This is a genomic window from Embleya sp. L77 (genome assembly GCF_055557415.1).
On record NZ_CM145709.1, the window covers coordinates 3,823,065 to 3,840,456 of the forward strand.

The 17,392-nt window shown below is 71.7% G+C and carries 18 protein-coding genes; 15 read left to right on the forward strand and 3 right to left on the reverse strand.

Annotated features, from left to right (window positions below; all coding sequences use genetic code 11):
* Positions 1–6: 6 nt before the first annotated feature.
* A complete protein-coding gene (locus ACZOOI_RS16320; RefSeq protein ID WP_465276559.1) occupies positions 7–750 on the reverse strand; it encodes a DUF3109 family protein in 744 nt (247 codons plus the stop codon).
* A 106-nt stretch (positions 751–856) separates the two neighbouring features.
* On the opposite strand from ACZOOI_RS16320, the gene ACZOOI_RS16325 reads away from it, so the two are divergent.
* The 15 genes from ACZOOI_RS16325 to ACZOOI_RS16395 all read left to right on the forward strand — a co-directional run bounded on the left by ACZOOI_RS16325 (position 857) and on the right by ACZOOI_RS16395 (position 15,071).
* Positions 857–1,783 (forward strand): Ppx/GppA family phosphatase, encoded by a 927-nt coding sequence (locus ACZOOI_RS16325; protein WP_465281213.1) that lies wholly within the window; start codon positions 857–859, stop codon positions 1,781–1,783.
* A 23-nt stretch (positions 1,784–1,806) separates the two neighbouring features.
* The gene (locus tag ACZOOI_RS16330; protein WP_465276560.1) at positions 1,807–2,775 is read left to right on the forward strand and encodes a sugar phosphate isomerase/epimerase family protein; all 969 of its coding nucleotides are present in this window, start codon (positions 1,807–1,809) and stop codon (positions 2,773–2,775) included.
* On the forward strand, positions 2,768–3,385 hold the full coding sequence (locus ACZOOI_RS16335) for a TetR/AcrR family transcriptional regulator (protein WP_465276561.1): 618 nt from the start codon (positions 2,768–2,770) through the stop codon (positions 3,383–3,385). The genes ACZOOI_RS16330 and ACZOOI_RS16335 overlap by 8 nt, the downstream gene beginning before the upstream one ends.
* Before the next feature lie 145 nt (positions 3,386–3,530).
* Positions 3,531–5,384, forward strand: a complete 1,854-nt coding sequence (ilvD, locus tag ACZOOI_RS16340) for a dihydroxy-acid dehydratase (protein WP_391586467.1) — start codon at positions 3,531–3,533, stop codon at positions 5,382–5,384.
* A gap of 137 nt (positions 5,385–5,521) precedes the next feature.
* Complete coding sequence (locus ACZOOI_RS16345; RefSeq protein ID WP_465276562.1) at positions 5,522–6,337, forward strand: ABC transporter ATP-binding protein; 816 nt, start codon at positions 5,522–5,524, stop codon at positions 6,335–6,337.
* Complete coding sequence (locus tag ACZOOI_RS16350; protein ID WP_465276563.1) at positions 6,334–7,071, forward strand: ABC transporter permease; 738 nt, start codon at positions 6,334–6,336, stop codon at positions 7,069–7,071. The genes ACZOOI_RS16345 and ACZOOI_RS16350 overlap by 4 nt, the downstream gene beginning before the upstream one ends.
* An 84-nt stretch (positions 7,072–7,155) precedes the next feature.
* Entirely contained in the window at positions 7,156–7,965 is an 810-nt protein-coding gene (gene proC, locus ACZOOI_RS16355) for a pyrroline-5-carboxylate reductase (protein ID WP_391586470.1), read from the forward strand.
* Entirely contained in the window at positions 7,962–8,645 is a 684-nt protein-coding gene (locus ACZOOI_RS16360) for an HAD family hydrolase (RefSeq protein ID WP_465276564.1), read from the forward strand. Before proC ends, ACZOOI_RS16360 begins: the two co-directional genes overlap by 4 nt.
* A 65-nt stretch (positions 8,646–8,710) precedes the next feature.
* The gene (locus tag ACZOOI_RS16365) at positions 8,711–9,910 is read left to right on the forward strand and encodes an MFS transporter (protein WP_465276565.1); all 1,200 of its coding nucleotides are present in this window, start codon (positions 8,711–8,713) and stop codon (positions 9,908–9,910) included.
* Positions 9,911–9,942: 32 nt separating this feature from the next.
* Positions 9,943–11,145, forward strand: a complete 1,203-nt coding sequence (locus ACZOOI_RS16370) for an acetoin utilization protein AcuC (protein WP_465276566.1) — start codon at positions 9,943–9,945, stop codon at positions 11,143–11,145.
* A 54-nt stretch (positions 11,146–11,199) separates the two neighbouring features.
* Entirely contained in the window at positions 11,200–12,018 is an 819-nt protein-coding gene (locus ACZOOI_RS16375) for a phosphatase (protein WP_465276567.1), read from the forward strand.
* Positions 12,019–12,164: 146 nt separating this feature from the next.
* Entirely contained in the window at positions 12,165–12,368 is a 204-nt protein-coding gene (locus tag ACZOOI_RS16380) for a helix-turn-helix domain-containing protein (protein WP_020549639.1), read from the forward strand.
* A 120-nt stretch (positions 12,369–12,488) separates the two neighbouring features.
* Entirely contained in the window at positions 12,489–12,587 is a 99-nt protein-coding gene (locus ACZOOI_RS16385; RefSeq protein WP_012854759.1) for a 30S ribosomal protein bS22, read from the forward strand.
* A 275-nt stretch (positions 12,588–12,862) separates the two neighbouring features.
* The gene (locus tag ACZOOI_RS16390; RefSeq protein WP_465276568.1) at positions 12,863–13,897 is read left to right on the forward strand and encodes an NAD-dependent epimerase/dehydratase family protein; all 1,035 of its coding nucleotides are present in this window, start codon (positions 12,863–12,865) and stop codon (positions 13,895–13,897) included.
* Positions 13,890–15,071, forward strand: coding sequence for a lysophospholipid acyltransferase family protein (locus tag ACZOOI_RS16395; protein WP_465276569.1), 1,182 nt, complete (start codon positions 13,890–13,892; stop codon positions 15,069–15,071). Before ACZOOI_RS16390 ends, ACZOOI_RS16395 begins: the two co-directional genes overlap by 8 nt.
* 118 nt (positions 15,072–15,189) lie before the next feature.
* Here the strand turns inward: ACZOOI_RS16395 and ACZOOI_RS16400 are convergent, their stop codons facing one another.
* Together ACZOOI_RS16400 and ACZOOI_RS16405 are read right to left on the reverse strand one after the other, a co-directional pair.
* Positions 15,190–16,434: a DUF5667 domain-containing protein gene (locus ACZOOI_RS16400; protein WP_465276570.1), complete on the reverse strand. Its 1,245-nt coding sequence runs from the start codon at positions 16,432–16,434 to the stop codon at positions 15,190–15,192.
* 145 nt (positions 16,435–16,579) lie between these two features.
* Positions 16,580–17,365, reverse strand: coding sequence for an ECF subfamily RNA polymerase sigma factor, BldN family (locus tag ACZOOI_RS16405; RefSeq protein WP_391586478.1), 786 nt, complete (start codon positions 17,363–17,365; stop codon positions 16,580–16,582).
* Positions 17,366–17,392: the final 27 nt, after the last annotated feature.

Sequence of the window (17,392 nt, forward strand, 5' to 3'; positions counted from 1 at the left end):
CCGTGCTCAGTCGATCGGATCCGCCGGGTGCGGGGCGAACGGCCGGCCGGCCGCCAGCCTGGCCTCACATGCCGCGACCAGCACCGCGTATGCCGCCTCGCCCATCAACTCGCGCAGCTCCGGGCCGTACGACTCGTACACCGGCTCGCCCGCGCCGTGCGCCTCGGTGCTTCCGGTGCACCACCAGTGCAGGTCGTGGCCGCCCGGTCCCCAGCCCCGGCGGTCGTACTCGCCGATGGTCACCATCAGCACGCGGGTCTCGTCCGGCCGGTCGATCCAGTCGTAGGTCCGGCGCACCGGCAGCTGCCAGCAGACATCCGGCTTGGTCTCCAGCGGGTGCACGCCCTCCCGCAGCGCGAGGGCGTGCAGCGAGCAGCCCGTGCCGCCGGCGAACCCGGGCCGGTTCAGGAAGACGCACGCCCCGTCGACCAGGCGCGTGCGCTTGTCGCCGTCCTCGAACTCGCTGACGCCCTGCTCCATGGCCAGGTCGTGGAACTGCCAGGTCTGCGGCGTGAGCCGTTCGGCCCACGTCAGCACCCGTGTCTCGTCGTCCTCGTCCGACCAGTGCGCGCCCAGCGAGCAGCACCCGTCGGGCGCCCGCCCGGCCACCACCCCGTGGCAGCCGGAGCCGAAGATGCACTGCCAACGCGAGGTCAGCCAGGTCAGGTCGCAGCGAAAGAGCTGATCGGCGTCCTCGGGGTCGGGGAATTCGAACCAAGCGCGCGGAAAATCCAGGTCTACCTCAGGCACGGGACAAGCCTACGGTTCGCGCCCGGGTGCTCCGTCGGGCAAAGGTGTGGCAACCGAGGGAACGCCCCCGCTCGCGCGCGGGGGGCGACGGATTACCTTCATGACCATGCGACTCGGTGTTCTCGACGTGGGCTCCAATACGGTCCACCTGCTCGTGGTCGACGCCCATCAGGGTGCTCGACCCCTTCCCGCCTACTCGCACAAGCGCGAACTGCGCCTGGCGGAGCTCCTGGAGCCGGACGGGAGCATCGCCCCGCATGGGGTCGATCTGCTGGTCCGGACGATGGCCGCCGCCCTGGAGATCGCCGAGGACAAGGGCGTCGAGGACCTGCTGCCGTTCGCCACGTCCGCGGTGCGCGAGGCGGCCAACTCCGAGGCGGTGCTCGATCGGGTGCGCCGCGAGACCGGCGTGGACCTCCAGGTGCTCACCGGCGCCGACGAGGCCCGGCTGACGTTCCTGGCGGTGCGCCGCTGGTTCGGCTGGTCCTCCGGGCGGTTGCTCGTGCTCGACATCGGCGGCGGGTCGCTGGAGATCGCGGCCGGCGTGGACGAGGAGCCGGACGCGGCGGCCTCGTTGCCGCTGGGCGCGGGCCGGCTCACCCGGGCCTGGCTGCACACCGACCCGCCCTCGCCGGACGAGATGCGGGTACTGCGCAAGCACGTACGCGCGGAGATCGCCCGCACGGTCGCCGAGTTCAGCCGGCTCGGCCGGCCCGACCACGTGGTGGCCACGTCCAAGACGTTCAAGCAACTGGCCCGGATAGCCGGCGCGGCGTCGTCGGGTGAGGGCCCCTACGTCAAGCGCTCGCTCAGCCGGGCCGGCCTGGCCGAATGGTTGCCCCGGCTCGCGGCGATGGCCGCCGGCGAGCGGGCCGCCCTACCGGGGGTGTCCGTGGGCCGGGCCCCGCAACTGGTCGCCGGCGCGATAGTGGCCGACGCGGCGTTGGACCTGTTCGACGTGAACGCCGTGGAGGTGTGTCCGTGGGCGCTGCGCGAGGGGATAATCCTGCGGCGGTTGGACTGGATGGACTGAGGCCGGCCGGTCACCCGGATGGCGTGGCCGCCGCGCGGATCGCCCGTACCGATGTGTGGGATATGGCCGGGTCGGCGGCGGATGGTTCTACTCTGGGCGACGTGGCCGACCACGACATACTCCACGGTACGGGGGCCGACACGTCCGAGGCGCGGGTGCCGGACGCGGTTCTGCGCGTCCCCGACGCGAAGATCGCCCTGTCCACCGCCTCCGTCTATCCCGAGTCCACCGCCGACGGTTTCGAGATCGCGGCCCGGCTGGGCTACGACGGGGTCGAGGTCATGGTCTCGACCGACCCGGTCAGCCAGGACGTCGAGGCGCTGCGCCGGTTGTCCGACCACCACGGCGTGCCGATCGTGTCCGTGCACGCGCCCTGCCTACTGATCACCCAGCGGGTGTGGGGGACGGACCCGTGGACCAAGCTGGTGCGCGCGCGGGACGCGGCCGAGCGACTGGGCGCGAAGACCGTCGTGGTGCATCCGCCGTTTCGCTGGCAGCGCAGCTATGCCCGCGACTTCGTGCGCGGCATCGACCGCATGGCGGGCGAGACCGACGTGCTGTTCGCGGTGGAGAACATGTTCCCGCTGCGCTACCGGGACAAGGAGGTCGCCGCGTACGCGCCGGACTGGGACCCCTCCGACGAGGACTACCGGCACTTCACGCTCGACCTGTCGCACACCGCGACCTCGCGCTCGGACGCGCTGGACATGTTGGCCCGGATGGGCGACCGGCTGGGGCATGTGCACCTGGCCGACGGGAGCGGCTCGCTCAAGGACGAGCACCTGGTGCCCGGGCGCGGCACCCAACCGTGCGCGGAACTGCTCGAACACCTCGCCCGCACCTCGTTCGCCGGGGCGATCGTGCTGGAGGTCAACACCCGCCGAGCCGGCTCGCGCGCCGAACGCGAGGGGGATCTGGCCGAGGCGCTGGCGTACACCCGGCTGCACCTGGCGGCCGAGGCCGAGGCGGAGGCGGAGCGGCGCTATGGCTGAGGCGCGAACCGCGGCCGGCGCGCGGCGCGGTCCGGGCCGACCGCCCGGCCGGCGCGGCGACGCCTCGGCGACGCGCGAAGGCATCCTGGAGGCGGCCCGCGCCGAGTTCGCCGCGCGCGGCTACGCCGGTGCCTCGGTGCGCGCGATCGCCCGCGGTGCGGGGGTGGATCCGGCGCTCGTACACCACTACTTCGGCCCCAAGGACCGGGTGTTCATCGCCGCGATGGACCTGCCGCTGCAGCCCGAGGCGCTGGTCGCCCGGGTGTTCGCGGCGGGCGTCGAGCACGCCGGCGAGCGCCTGGCCGAGGCGTTCGTGACGTTGTGGGAGCACCCGGACACCGGACCCCGGTTGCTGGCCATCCTGCGCACGGCGGTGTCCGACGACGGCAACCCGGCGTTTCGCGAGTTCGTCGGCGCCGAACTGATCGCGCGCCTGGCCGAGGGGATCGGCGGCGAGGACGGGGCGCTGCGGGCGAACCTGTGCGTGAGCCAGCTCCTGGGGGTCGCGCTCACCCGCTACGTGCTGCGGCTGGAGCCGATCGCCTCGACGCCGGCGGCACACGTCGCCGACCGGCTCGCGCCGATCCTGCAGCGCCATCTGACCGGCTGAGCGCCGACCGGGTGGGGCGAACGCCCACCCGGGACCGGCCCGCGGCGGGTCGCATGGTGGACGTCCGCCCCGTTGTTCCCGTTCGCGGACGTAAGCTCGAAAGCACCCCGGATCCACCGGACCAATTGCTGAGAGGGTGTGTGCAGTGCCGCAACTCAGGTCTCGGACGGTCACCCACGGTCGCGAAATGGCGGGCGCCCGTGCGCTCCTCATGGCCGCGGGCGTCAAGCGTGAAGACTTCGGCAAGCCGATCATCGCGGTCGCCAACAGCTTCACCGAGTTCGTACCGGGGCACACCCACCTCCAGCCGGTCGGCCGGATCGTGTCCGAGGCGATCTCCGCCGCGGGTGGCATCCCGCGCGAGTTCAACACGATCGCCGTCGACGACGGCATCGCGATGGGCCACTCGGGCATGCTCTATTCGCTGCCCTCGCGCGAGCTGATCGCCGACGCCGTGGAGTACATGGTCAACGCGCACCAGGCCGACGCCATGGTGTGCGTGTCGAACTGCGACAAGATCACCCCCGGCATGCTGATGGCCGCGCTGCGGCTGAACATCCCGGCCGTGTTCGTCTCCGGCGGTCCGATGGAGGCCGGTACGGCGGTCATGGTGGACGGCCGGGTGCGTCCGCACCTGGACCTGATCACCGCGATCTCCGACTCCGCGTCCGACCGGGTCTCCGACGAGGACCTGGAGCGGATCGAGGACGCCGCGTGTCCCACGTGCGGTTCGTGTGCGGGCATGTTCACCGCCAACTCGATGAACTTCCTGGTCGAGGCGATGGGCTTGGCGCTGCCGGGCAACGGCTCGGTGCTCGCGACGCACACCGCGCGCAGGGCGCTGTACGAGAACGCGGGCAGCACGGTGGTGGAGATCACCAAGCGCTACTACGAGCAGGACGACGAGAGCGTGCTGCCGCGCAACGTGGCGACCCGGCAGGCGTTCGAGAACGCGATGGCGATGGACATCGCCATGGGCGGCTCGACCAACACCATCCTGCACCTGCTCGCGGCCGCGCAGGAGGCCGAGATGGACTTCACCATGGCCGACATCGACGCGCTCTCGCGGCGCGTGCCGTGTCTGGCCAAGGTGGCGCCGAACAACGCGCCGTACCACGTGGAGGACGTGCACCGCGCGGGCGGCGTGCCCGCGCTGCTCGGCGAGCTGTACCGCGCCGGGCTGCTGCACGAGGACGTGCGTTCGGTGCACACCGATTCGCTCGCCGAGTGGCTCAAGACCTGGGACGTGCGCGGCGGCTCGCCCTCCGCCGAGGCGGTCGAGCTGTTCCACGCGGCGCCCGGCTGCGTGCGTTCGGCCACCGCGTTCAGCCAGTCCGAGCGCTGGGACTCGCTCGACCTGGACGTGGCCGCGGGCTGCATCCGCGACGTCGAGCACGCGTACAGCAAGGACGGCGGCCTGGGCATCCTGTACGGCAACCTCGCCGAGGCGGGCTGCGTGGTCAAGACCGCGGGTGTGGACGAGTCGATCTGGACCTTCTCCGGGCCGGCCGTGGTGGTCGAGTCGCAGGAGGCGGCCGTCGACGCGATCCTGACCAAGCGGGTCAAGGAGGGCGACGTCGTGGTCGTGCGCTACGAGGGCCCCAAGGGCGGTCCGGGCATGCAGGAGATGCTCTACCCGACGTCCTTCCTCAAGGGTCGCGGGCTCGGCGCGAAGTGTGCGCTGATCACCGACGGGCGCTTCTCCGGCGGCACCTCGGGTCTGTCCATCGGGCACGTCTCGCCGGAGGCGGCGGCCGGCGGCACGATCGCGCTGGTCAAGGACGGCGACATCATCACCATCGACATCCCGAACCGGCGGATCGAGCTGGAGGTCTCCTTCGAGGAGCTGGCCGAGCGTCGCGAGCGGCTGCTGCACGACCTGGGCAAGTACCGCCCGGTCGACCGCGACCGGGTGGTCAGCACCGCGTTGAAGGCGTACGCGGCGATGGCCACCAGCGCGGACCGGGGTGCGGTGCGCGACGTGTCGATGTTCGACTGACCCACGACGCTTTCGGAAGGGGCGTCCCGGCTGCGGCCGGGACGCCCCTTTCGGCGTTCGGGCTCATCGGGCCGACCCGGTGCACGGGAATTCCCCGATCGCTTGACGGCGTGCGGCGACAGGCTCATATTCAACACATGATGAATTATGCCGGAGGCGACGCGATCCGGGCCGAGGGGCTGCGGGTCGTACGTGGTGGGCGCGTGGTGCTCGACGACGTCTCGTTCGTGGTGCCGCGCGGGAGCGTCACCGGGCTGCTCGGGCCGAGCGGTTGCGGCAAGAGCACGCTCATGCGCGCGATCGTCGGCGTGCAGGCGCAGGTGAGCGGGCGGCTGGAGGTGTTGGGCCGGCCCGCCGGACACCGCAGGCTGCGCAGCGCGATCGGCTATGTGACCCAGGCGCCGTCGGTCTACGCGGACCTGACCGTGCGGGAGAACCTGCGCTACTTCGGCTCGATCCTGGGCGCCGCGGCGAGCGAGGTGGACCGGGTGCTCGGCGAGGTGGACCTGGTCGACCGCCAGGACGCGGCGGTGGCCCGGCTGTCCGGCGGGCAACGGGCCCGGGTCTCGCTGGCCGCCGCGCTGCTGGGGGCACCGGAGCTACTGGTCCTGGACGAGCCCACGGTCGGCCTCGACCCGGTGCTGCGGCGCGACCTGTGGGGCCTGTTCCACCGGCTCGCCGACACCGGCGTCACGCTGCTGGTGTCCAGCCACGTGATGGACGAGGCCGAGCGCTGCGAGCGGCTGTTGCTGCTGCGCGACGGTGCGCTGCTCGCCGACGACACCCCGGCCGCGCTGCTGACGCGCACCGGGACGCGGGACGCGGAGTCGGCCTTCCTCGCACTGGTCGACGCGGCCGCCGGGCCGGGCTCGACCTCCACCACCCCCTCGCCTTCGTCCTCGCCCGAGTCCTCGGCAGAGTCCTCCGCCTCGGCCTCCGGGAGCGCGTCATGACCGGCACCGCCACCACCGCCACCGCGCGCCGCGTGCTCGCCCAGTTGCGGCACGATCCGCGCACCATCGCGCTCATGCTGCTCGTGCCCTGCGTGCTGCTCACGCTGCTGTACTGGCTCTACGACGCCGACCCGCGAAAGTTCGACCACATCGGCGGACCGCTGCTGGGGATCTTCCCGTTCGTGGTGATGTTCCTGGTCACCTCGGTGGCCACGCTGCGCGAGCGGTCCACCGGCACGCTGGAGCGGCTGCTCACCATGCCGATCGGCAAGCTGCAACTGATCGGCGGCTACGCGCTCGCCTTCGGTCTGGTCGCGGTGGTCCAGGCGGCCGTGGCCACCGGTCTCGCGATCGGGCTGCTGGGCTTGGACGTGGCCGGGCCGACCTGGCTGATCCTGTGCGTCGCGGTGCTGGACGCACTGCTCGGACTCGCCCTCGGGCTGCTGGTGAGCGCCTTCGCCCACACCGAGTTCCAGGCCGTGCAGTTCCTGCCCGCGGTGATCCTGCCGCAGTTCCTGCTGTGCGGGCTGTTCGTGCCGCGGGAGCAGATGCAGCCGGCGCTCGAAGCCGTCTCCGACGTACTCCCGCTGTCCTACGCGGTGGACGCGATGCTCCGGCTGACCACCGAGAACGAGGTCTCCGGCCTGCTGCTTCGCGATGTCGCGGTGGTCGCCGGCTGCGCGCTCGCGGCTCTCGGGCTCGGTGCGCTGACCCTGCGCCGGCGCACCCCATAGGACACGTGTACGTACCGTACGGTGGCCACTGGAGGCACCCGGCGTGCCTCCGGTGGAGCAACGGACGCGAGAAAGTGTGGGGCCATGGCTCAGCGGGTCGCCGTCGTCGGCACCGGGAAAATCGGTGAAGCGCTGTTGTCCGGGATGATCCGGGCGGGCAAGAGCCCGGGCGACCTCCTGGTCACCACCCGCCGGGCCGAGCGTGCCGAGGATCTGCGCCGCCGCTACGGCGTGGAGGCGGTCGGCAACGCCGAGGCCGCCAAGGCGGCTGACATCCTGATCCTGACGGTCAAGCCGCAGGACATGGCCGCGCTGATGGACGAGCTGGCCCCGCACGTGCCCGCCGACCGGCTGGTCGTCAGCGGCGCGGCGGGCATCACCACCTCCTTCCTGGAGGCACGCCTGGCCGCCGGCACCCCGGTGGTGCGGGTCATGTCGAACACCCCCGTACTGGTGGACGAGGGGATGAGCGCGATCTCCGGCGGTGCGCACGCCACCGAGGAGCACCTGGCGCGGGTCGAGGAGATCTTCGGTTCGGTCGGCAAGACCATCCGCGTCCCGGAGAAGCAGCAGGACGCGGTCACCGCGCTGTCCGGCTCCGGCCCGGCCTACTTCTACTTCCTGGTCGAGGCGATGACCGACGCCGGCATCCTGCTCGGGCTGCCGCGTGCCGCCGCACACGACCTGATCGTGCAGGCCGCGATCGGCGCGTCGGTGATGCTGCGCGACTCGGGCGAGCACCCCACGCTGCTGCGCGAGGCGGTGACCTCCCCGGCCGGCACCACGATCGCCGCGATCCGCGAGTTGGAGAACCACGGCGTGCGGGCCGCGCTGCTGGCCGCGCTGGAGGCCGCGAGCAACCGGTCGCAGGAGATCGCCGAGGGCCTCAAGTGAAGCCCGAGCTGGTGCTCTTCGACAACGACGGGGTGCTGGTGGACAGCGAGCCCATCGCCAATCGCGCGCTTGCCGACCTGCTCACCGAGCTGGGCGTGCCCACCAGCTACGAGGACTCGCTGCGCGACTACCTCGGCGGCACCATGGCCCGCGTGCACACCATCGTGCGCGAGCGGGACGGCGTCACGCTGCCCGACGACTTCGATCACGTCTACCACGAGCGGGTGTTCGCCGGGTTTCGGGCCGAACTGCGGGCCGTGGCCGGGGTCGCCGACGTGCTCGCCGCACTCGACCTCGCGGGTGTCCCGTACTGCCTGGCCTCGTCCGGCACGCACGAGCGGATCCGGCTCGCGCTGACCCGGACCGACTTGATCGGGCACTTTCCCGATGCGGTGCGGTTCAGCAGCCAGGACGTCGCGCAGGGCAAGCCCGCGCCCGATCTGTTCCTGCATGCGGCGGCCACGATGGGCGTCGATCCGGCGCGCTGCGTGGTGATCGAGGACAGCCCGCTGGGGGTCGAGGCCGCGCGGGCGGCGGGGATGACCGTCCACGGCTATGCCGCGATGACCCCGCCGGAGCGGCTGGCGGACGCCGACGCGTTGTTCAAGGACATGGCCGACCTGCCGGAGCTGCTGGGAATCGGGCCGATTTCACCCGGTTCGCCGGGCCGCGGAATCTGACGATTCATCAAAAGATCTTCCCGGCCCCTGTCCGTCGAAGTGACCCGTCGGTAGCGTGCACGCCCATGCAGGTGACCGAACCGACGGCCGGGCCGTCCAAGGACGAGATGTTGCGCCGCGCGCGGTTCAGTCTGCTCGCGTGCTTCCTGATCCAGGGCGCGTCCTTCGCCCTCCTGGTGACCCGGATCCCGGCGATCCAGCGCCGCTACGACATGGGCGACGGCACGCTGACCGCGGTCCTGTCGGTGGTGCCGATCGTCGCGGGCGTGGGCAGCGTGATCGCCGGCGCGCTGGCCAAGCGCTTCGGCAGTCGGATGGTGCTCAGGGTGTCCCAGCCGATCGTCTGCGCGGTCCTGATCGGCGTCGGTGCGGGCGATCGGCTGTGGCAACTGGCCATCGTGCTCTTCGTGTTCGGGCTCTCCCTCGGTGCGGTGGACGCCACGATGAACATGCAGGGCGTGGCGATCCAGGCCCGGGCCGGGCGCAGCATCATGCTCGGCTTCCACGCCTCGTACAGCCTCGGCGGCCTGGCCGGCGCCGGCGCCGCCGGGCTGTGTGCGTGGGGTGACGTCCCGCTGGTGTGGATGTACGCGGGAGCCGTCGTGGTCACCGTGCCGGCCCTGCTCGTGGTCGGCCCCGGCTACCTGGGCACCGACACCGCGACGCCGGTCGCCGACCCGGATCGCTCCGCCCGCAGGCTGCCCTGGCGCCCGCTGATCCCGCTGTGCCTGGTGATGACGTTCGCCTACATCGGCGACTCGACGGTGGCCAACTGGAGCGCGGTCTACCTGGAGAAGGTGCTGGACAGCTCCGAGGCGTTCGCGGTGGTCCCCTACATCGCGTACATGATCACCACACTGATCGGCCGCAGCGTGGGCGACCTGGGTGTACGTCGCTGGGGCATGGTCAACGTGGTCCGCGGCGGAGCCGTGGTCGCCGCCGCCGGCTTCGCGGTGGTCCTGGCCGCCCCGCACGCCGCGGTGGGTCTGCTCGGCTTCGTGATCCTGGGCGTGGGCCTGTGCGTCCTGGTCCCGCAGACGTTCGCCGCGGGCGGGCGACAGTCGCCGCAGGACGCGGACGAGGCGGTGGCCCGACTCAACATCTTCAACTACGTCGGCTTCCTGGTCGGCACCCCGCTCGTGGGCGGGATCGCCGACCTCGCCTCGTTCCGCGTCGCGATGCTGGTGCCGCTGTTCCTGGTGCTCGCCGTGGTGCCGCTGGCCCGCGCCTTCGCCCCGCACGGTGAACCCGCTCACGACCGATGATCGCGGGCCGGCCCGGGCGGTAGCGTGACCGCATGAGTCGAGCCGTGCAGGTGATGTGGGACGACCGGATGACCGGTTACGACTTCGGCTCGTGGCACCCGATGAAGCCGGTACGCCTGCGCCTGACCATCGACCTGATCCGCGCGTTCGGCCTGCACAACCTGCCGGAACTGCGGGTGCGCACGCCACACATCGCCACCGACGAGCAACTGACCATGGTGCACACCGACGCCTACGTCGCCGCCGTGCGCGCCGCCTCGCTCGACCCCCGAAACGCCGACCCGGCGTTCGGGATCGGCACCGAGGACACCCCCGCGTTCGCGGACATGCACGACGTGTCCGCGCTGATCGCCGGCGCCTCGATCGCCGCGGCCGACGCGGTGTGGCTGGGACCCGAGCACCCGGACGGCGCCGACCACGCGATCAACTTCGCGGGCGGTCTGCACCACGCGATGCCCGCCGCCGCGGCCGGATTCTGTGTCTACAACGACCCCGCGCTGGCGATCGCACGCCTGCTCGAACTCGGCGCCGAACGGGTCGCCTACGTGGACATCGACGTGCACCACGGCGACGGCGTGCAGCGGGCGTTCTGGGACGACCCGCGCGTGCTCACCATCAGCCTGCACGAGAGCCCGCGCTTCCTGTTCCCGGGCACCGGCTTCCCGGACGAGATCGGCGGGCCGGACGCCGAGGGCTTCGCGGTCAACGTCGCGCTCCCGCCCGGGATCGCCGACGCGGCCTGGCTGCGCACGTTCGACGCCGTGGTGCCGCCGCTGCTCGCCGCCTTTCGCCCGGACGTGTTGGTCAGCCAGCACGGCGCGGACACCCACGTGGAGGACCCGCTCGCCCACCTCGCGCTGAGCGTGGACGCGCAGCGCACGGCGCACGCCGCGCTGCACGCACTCGCGCACGCACACGCCGGCGGGCGCTGGATCGCCACCGGCGGCGGGGGCTACGCGGCGGTGGACGTGGTCCCGCGCACCTGGACCCACCTGGTGGCCGAGGCGGCCGGACACCCCATCGATCCCGCCCGGGACGTGCCGCTCGACTGGCGCGAGGAGGTCCGGATGTTGACCCGCGAGTCGGGACCACAGCGGATGACCGACGGCGGGACCGGCGATTTTCGGCCGTTTTCTACGGGCTACGACCCGGCGGACCGGACCGACCAATCAATTCTGGCCACTCGGCGGGCGGTCTTCCCGGCGCACGGTCTCGACCCGATGTTCGACCTGTGATCCGGTGCCCCCGACACCTGCCGTGACCTCGACCCGTGACCCAAGGAGCTGTGCGTGACCGTTGCGGTTCCCACCCCCGCGGAGCTTCGCTCCCACCTCGTGCGCGGCCGGATCGCCGGCGACGTGGCGACCACGAGGGAGAACAACCTCCGGCACTACCGACTGATGAGCGAGCGGCACCCCGGGCACCTGTTCGGCCTCGAACCGGACGGTCGGTGGAACGCGGACGACGTGCTGGCCCTGATGGCGCGTCGTTGCGGAGTGGTCGCCGACCCGGCGCACCGCAACGGCCAGGACACCATCGACCCGGATCTGACCATCGCCGCCCTGGACGCGTATGCGGACCGGGTGGCGCTGGCCGCCGAGCGCCGCGAGCGGGTGATCGTGGCCACGGGTCACCCGAAAGGGCTACAGGAGTGGTACCGCACACTGGCGCGGGTACTGCGCGGCGCCGGGTGTACGCTCCTGCGCCCCGCCGCCGGGTGGGCCTATCGCACGCCCACCGCCGAGGGCGGGCAGGGGCGCACGATCCGCTACCGGGGTGATGTGGCGATGGTCGTCGACGACGAGGGAGACTTCCGGCACACCCACTCCGCGCGCGGCATCCGGGCGATGCTGGCCGAGTTGGCGGCTGCGCGCGAGCCGCTCCCGGATCTGCTGATCGGTGACCACGGTTGGGCCGGAGGCGCAGGTCAGGCGGGTGTTTCCACGATCGGGTTGGCGGATTGCAACGATCCCGCGTTGTTCGTGGCGGCGGAGGAGGGTCGGGTCGAGGTGGTCGTCCCGCTCGACGACAACGTCGCGCCGCACCTGTACGAACCGCTGATGGCCTACCTGCTCGACCGGTCCGGACTGTCCGGAATCAATCCATAAAACGGCCTGATGGGCGATTCAGGTGGGATAACTACTCCTCTTCCCCACTGGTACCACACGCCACTACTCTGGAGGGACGCACGTGCGTGTGGCAGTCGCCGGAGGGGAAGCCGGCGCCCGACGCGTGCTGAATGGTTCGGTGCGTCATGGCTTCTGGAGAGAGGCCTCTCAACGAGGTCAACTTCTTGACCGTGGCCGAGGTGGCCGCGGTGATGCGGGTGTCCAAGATGACGGTGTATCGCCTGGTCCACAGTGGCGAGATGCCGGCCATCAGGGTTGGTCGGTCCTTCCGAGTTCCGGAGCAGGCCGTCCACGACTACCTGCGAGACTCCTACGTGGAAACAGCGTAGGAGGGGCATTACGGACCGCCTCGTTTAGAGGTGGGCCGGGGCGGCGAGTAGGCTGGCCCCCAGTTGTGCGGGCTGATCCGGCTCCGCGCGGTAGGAACGTCACGTGAGCGAGGGTTGTCGGTGGGCTCTGTCATCAAGAAGCGTCGCAAGCGCATGGCGAAGAAGAAGCACCGCAAGCTTCTCAAGAAGACGCGTGTGCAGCGTCGCAACAAGAAGTAGGCATCCCACCGGCGTATGCCGCTGAAGCCTTGGGCGACCGCCCGTCGTGTTTCCCTTCGGGGGACGCGTCGGGCGGTCGTCGTGCGTTTCGGGGCGTGGCGAGCGGATGTCCCGGCACCCGGATGGACGGAGTCGGTGTGAACGCCTCGTAAACGCGCGCCCGGTGGGTAGTCGGGACGGATACGTTGGAACTTGTCATCTCGCGTATGCGTTCCGTAACCACTCGGCTGCATGGCGATCACCTGCGAGCAAACATGGGCGGGGGCAGGCACAGCATGGGACGTGTCGTCATGGTCACCGGTGTAGCCGGCGACCCGGGGGCCGATTTCGTGCGGATGATCCGCGACGAGCCGGGCGTCGATCGGGTGATCGGGGTCGACATGGTCGAGCCCGCGAGCAAACCCGACGGCGTGGACTTCGTGCTCGCCGACATCCGCAACCCGATGATCGCCAAGGTGGTCGCGTCGGCGGCGGTGGACACCGTGGTGCACCTGAGCCCCAGCGAGGCGCCGCCGACCCAGGGCGGCGCGGTCTCGGTCAAGGAGACCAACGTCATCGGCACCATGCAGCTGCTCGCCGCCTGCCAGAAGGCGCCGTCGATCCGCCGCCTCGTGGTGCGCTCGACCACCGCCGTCTACGGCGGTTCGCCGCGCGACCCCGCACTGTTCGCGGAGGACACCGAACCGCGCGTGCAGCCCTCCGCGGGCTGGGCCAAGGACGCCGTCGAGATCGAGGGCTACGTGCGCGGCTTCGCCCGGCGTCGGCCGGATGTCGCGGTCACGGTGCTGCGGTTCGCGCCGCAGCTCGGGCCGCGCACCGATTCGCCGATGGGCTCCTACTTCGGTCTCCCGGTGTTGCCGACCGTGCTCGGCTACGACCCGCGCCTGCAGTTCGTGCACGAGGACGACCTGCTGGAGGCGCTGCGGATCGCCGTGCTGGCCGATCGGCCGGGCACCTACAACATCGCCGCCGAGGGCGTGCTGTTCCTGTCCCAGGCCGCCCGTCGGCTGGGCCGACCGGTGATGCCCTTCCCTGCCGCCGCGATCGGACTGGTCAATCAGGGTTTGCGCCGCGCGGGTTCGGTGCACCTGTCCGCCGAGCAGGTGCGGCTGCTCACCCACGGGCGTGTGGTCGACCCCACGCGTGCCCGGGAGAAACTGGGCTTCGTCGCGGCCAGGAACACGGCCGAGACGCTCGCCGACTATGCCTGGGGTCGACATTCGGCCGGCTTGTTCGACCCGAGGCGCCTGGCCCAGGTGCCCGATCGACTCGCCACGTTGCTGCTCACCAGGAGGAGCCCCGATGGGTGACGCCCGGATCATTCCCTTCGACGGTGCCGCTTCCGGGGCGCGGACGCCCGCGCCCCGGTCGGGGCGACGGCCCACCCGACCCGCGCGGGCGGTCCGGGTGCCCGAGCCGGTCGAGGGCGAGGTGCCGGTGCGCTCGATCGAGGGGCGCCCGACCGGGGAGCGTGCGGCCGACGAGCACCCGACCGGGGAGCGGCCGGTCCGCGAGCGTGCGGAAGGCGCGGGCCCGGGGCCCAGGCGGGCGCCGGGGAGCGGTCGTTCGCTGCTCGGGTCGCTCGCGGGTGCGGTCGGCGGGGTCGTGGGCGGTGCCGCCGCCGGGCTGCTGGACGGCGTGGCCGGACCGGGCTGGGAGGACAAGGCCGCGGACGGGCTCGCCTTCCTTCGCCGGCGGATCGCCGGCGACTACGAGGTGGACGAGTTCGGCTTCGACCCCGAGCTCAACGACAAGCTGATGGCCGCGCTGCGGGTGGTCTACGAGCAGTACTTCCGGATCGAGGTCAGCGGCCTGGAGAACATCCCGGCCGAGGGCGGCGCGCTGATCGTCGCGAACCACTCCGGCACGCTGCCCGTGGACGCGCTGATGACCCAGGTCGCGGTGCACGACCACCACCCCGGCCGGCGCAATCTGCGGCTGCTCGCCGCCGACCTGGTCTTCCAGCTGCCCCTGGTGGGGTCGGTGGCGCGCAAGAGCGGGCACACCCTGGCCTGCCACGCCGATGCCGAACGCCTGCTCGCGAAGGGCGAATTGGTCGGCGTATGGCCCGAGGGCTACAAGGGCCTGGGCAAGCCGTTCAGCGAGCGGTACAAGTTGCAGCGCTTCGGGCGGGGCGGTTTCGTCTCGGCGGCGCTGCGCACCGGGGTGCCGATCGTGCCGTGCTCGATCGTGGGCGCCGAGGAGATCTTCCCGATGGTGGGCAACGTGCGAACGCTCGCCCGGTTGCTGAACCTGCCCTACTTCCCGATCACCCCGACCTTCCCGCTGCTGGGCCCGCTCGGCCTGGTGCCGCTGCCGACCCGGTGGCGGATCGAGTTCGGCGCGCCGATCCGCACCGACACGTACGCGCAGGAGGCGGCGGACGACCCGATGGTGGTCTTCAACCTCACCGACGAGGTGCGCGAGACCATCCAGCACACCATCTACCGGCTGTTGATGCAGCGTCGGTCGGTCTTCTTCTAGGACCTGGGGCGTTGCGGGCCGGGAGCGACGCTTCCGGCGCAGGACGACGCGAGCGGCTCGTGGACGGGTGTCCACGAGCCGCTCGCGTCGTCGCCGGTGGTCGAGCCGGGGTGCCGGCTCAGCCGGGCGGATCCTCCTCGGCGGGGCCGAGCAGGTTGAGCCCGATGCCCGGCAGACCGGGCAGCAGCGGCGGGAGGATCTGACCCTTGGGCGTCTTCGCCGGGGTCGGGGTGGTGTCCGCGCCGCCGGATCGGGCGGCGGGACTCTCCGCGGGTGTGCCGCCGAGGAGTGGGATGTTCAGCCCCGGGAGCAGGCCGCCGTTTTGTTGCGGTTGTTGCCGCGGTGCGGAACCCCCCGGCGCCGCCGAGCCGTTCGGCTGCGGTGCGCCGTTCGCCGCGGTGCCGCCCGGGCCCGCCGGGGGTTGCGGGGCGACCGGTTGCGATTCGGCGCCGGGTGCGTCGCCGCCCGGGTGGGTGCCGGGAGCGGCCGGCGAGCCGCCGGTGCGTCCACCGTCGGCGGGCACGGACGAGGTTTTGCCGGGGGCGGTGCCCGCGATCGGGGCGACCTGCTCGTTGATCGCGGTGAGCAGGGTGCGGACCCGGTCGCGTTCGGAGGAGAGCTCCGGCGGCAGCCGGTCGCCGATCCGGTCCATGCGCTCGTGGCCGGCGCGGGCGAAGTCGGCCAGATTGCGCATCGAGCCGTCGCTGCCGCTCTTGCGGAAGTGGTCGGTGAGCAGCTCACGACCCTTGTCGGCCTCGTCGCGCCAGTCGTCGAGCACCTGCCGCAGGTGCCGCACCGTCGCCTTGTCGGTGGGCGTGCGTCCGGCGCGCCGGAGCAGTTGTTCGGCCTCGCCCATCCGGGTCTCGGCCTGCTGTAGATAGCGTTCGCCGCGCTCGTGGTCGTTGTCCGCGAGCGAGATCTTGAAGTCTTCGACCGTGCGCTTGACGCCGTACGTCATGTCGCCGGGCAACGCGTCGGAGCTGGCATAGGCCACCCCGCCGAGGCCGCCGCCGCCGGCCACCACGAACGCGCCCGCGATGGCCGCGCGCCGACGCCAGCGCACCGTGCGCGGCGGGGCGGCGAGCTCCTTGCGGCGATGCGCGCCCCGGGGAGCGGGCACGGTGGCCGCACCCTCGGTCGCGGGCAGCGCCGCGGCCTCGTCCAGCAGTCGTTGCCGTAGCGCGGCTCGAAAGTCCGTGCTCGGTACCGGTGCCGACTCGGACCGATCGCGCAGCAGCTCGGCGGTCCGCAACAGCGGGACCAGCGCGGGCAGAGGCTCTGCCGATCGGTTGTTGCGGTCGTTCTCGTCGAGGGCTCGCGCGAAGGCGTTCGCGGGTCGCCGATCCAGGGCCGCAATGCTCACAGGCCGCACCTCCTCTCCCCGGATGTCCGTCCAGGGAAGTCTCCGGGTCGGGGGCCACAGGGCGGCTCCCCGCCGCAACGATCCCCGAAGGGGGTCGCTATCCGGGAGAACGAGCCGCAGACCCCGAAGGTTACGGAAGTGTGATTCACCGCACGTCCTCGGGCAGGAGCCTTGCGAGCGTCCGTACGGCGCGGTATTGCAACGTCTTGATCGCCCCCTCGTTCTTACCCATGATCTGTGCGGTCTCCGCGACCGAGAGTCCCTGTAGGAAGCGCAGGGTCACGCACTCCTGCTGCTGGGGGTTGAGCTTGTGCACGGCGTCCAGGAGGGCCGCGTTGGACAGCGATTCCAGCACGCAGTCCTCCGGGCTGGACTCGACCTCGTTGGCGTCGAGCATCTCCCCGGTGGTGACTTCGAGGCGGAACCGGCTGGACTTGAAGTGGTCGGCGACCAGATTGCGGGCGATGGTCACCAGCCACGCGCCGAAGTCGCGGCCCTGCCAGGTGAAGGTGCCGATCCGGCGCAGCGCGCGCAGGAAGGTCTCGCTGGTCAGGTCCTCGGCGACGGCACGGCCGCCGACCCGGTAGTAGATGTACCGGTAGACGGTGTCGAAGTAGTTGTCGTACAGCTGGGCGAACGCGTCGCCGTCGCCGTCCTGGGCGAGTTCGACGAGGGCCATGATGCGGCGGGCCTCGCCGTCCGGACCCGGTCCCCGGGTGTATCCGGAGCCTCGGGTCGGACGGGTCGGTTCGGTGGTGCCGGCGCGCGACGCGAGGGCGAAGCCCACGGGCTGGGCCGGGGTCGCGTAACAGACCCCGGCTCCGTAACCGGCGGTGGCGGCGAAGCCTACGGACGGGGGGGCAAAGCTCGCGCACACCGCCGCACGCAGTGTCGCCAGCCCGGACACGTCAACCCGGACGATTCGGTGCACGGGACTCCCTGTTGCTTCAGCGGTAAT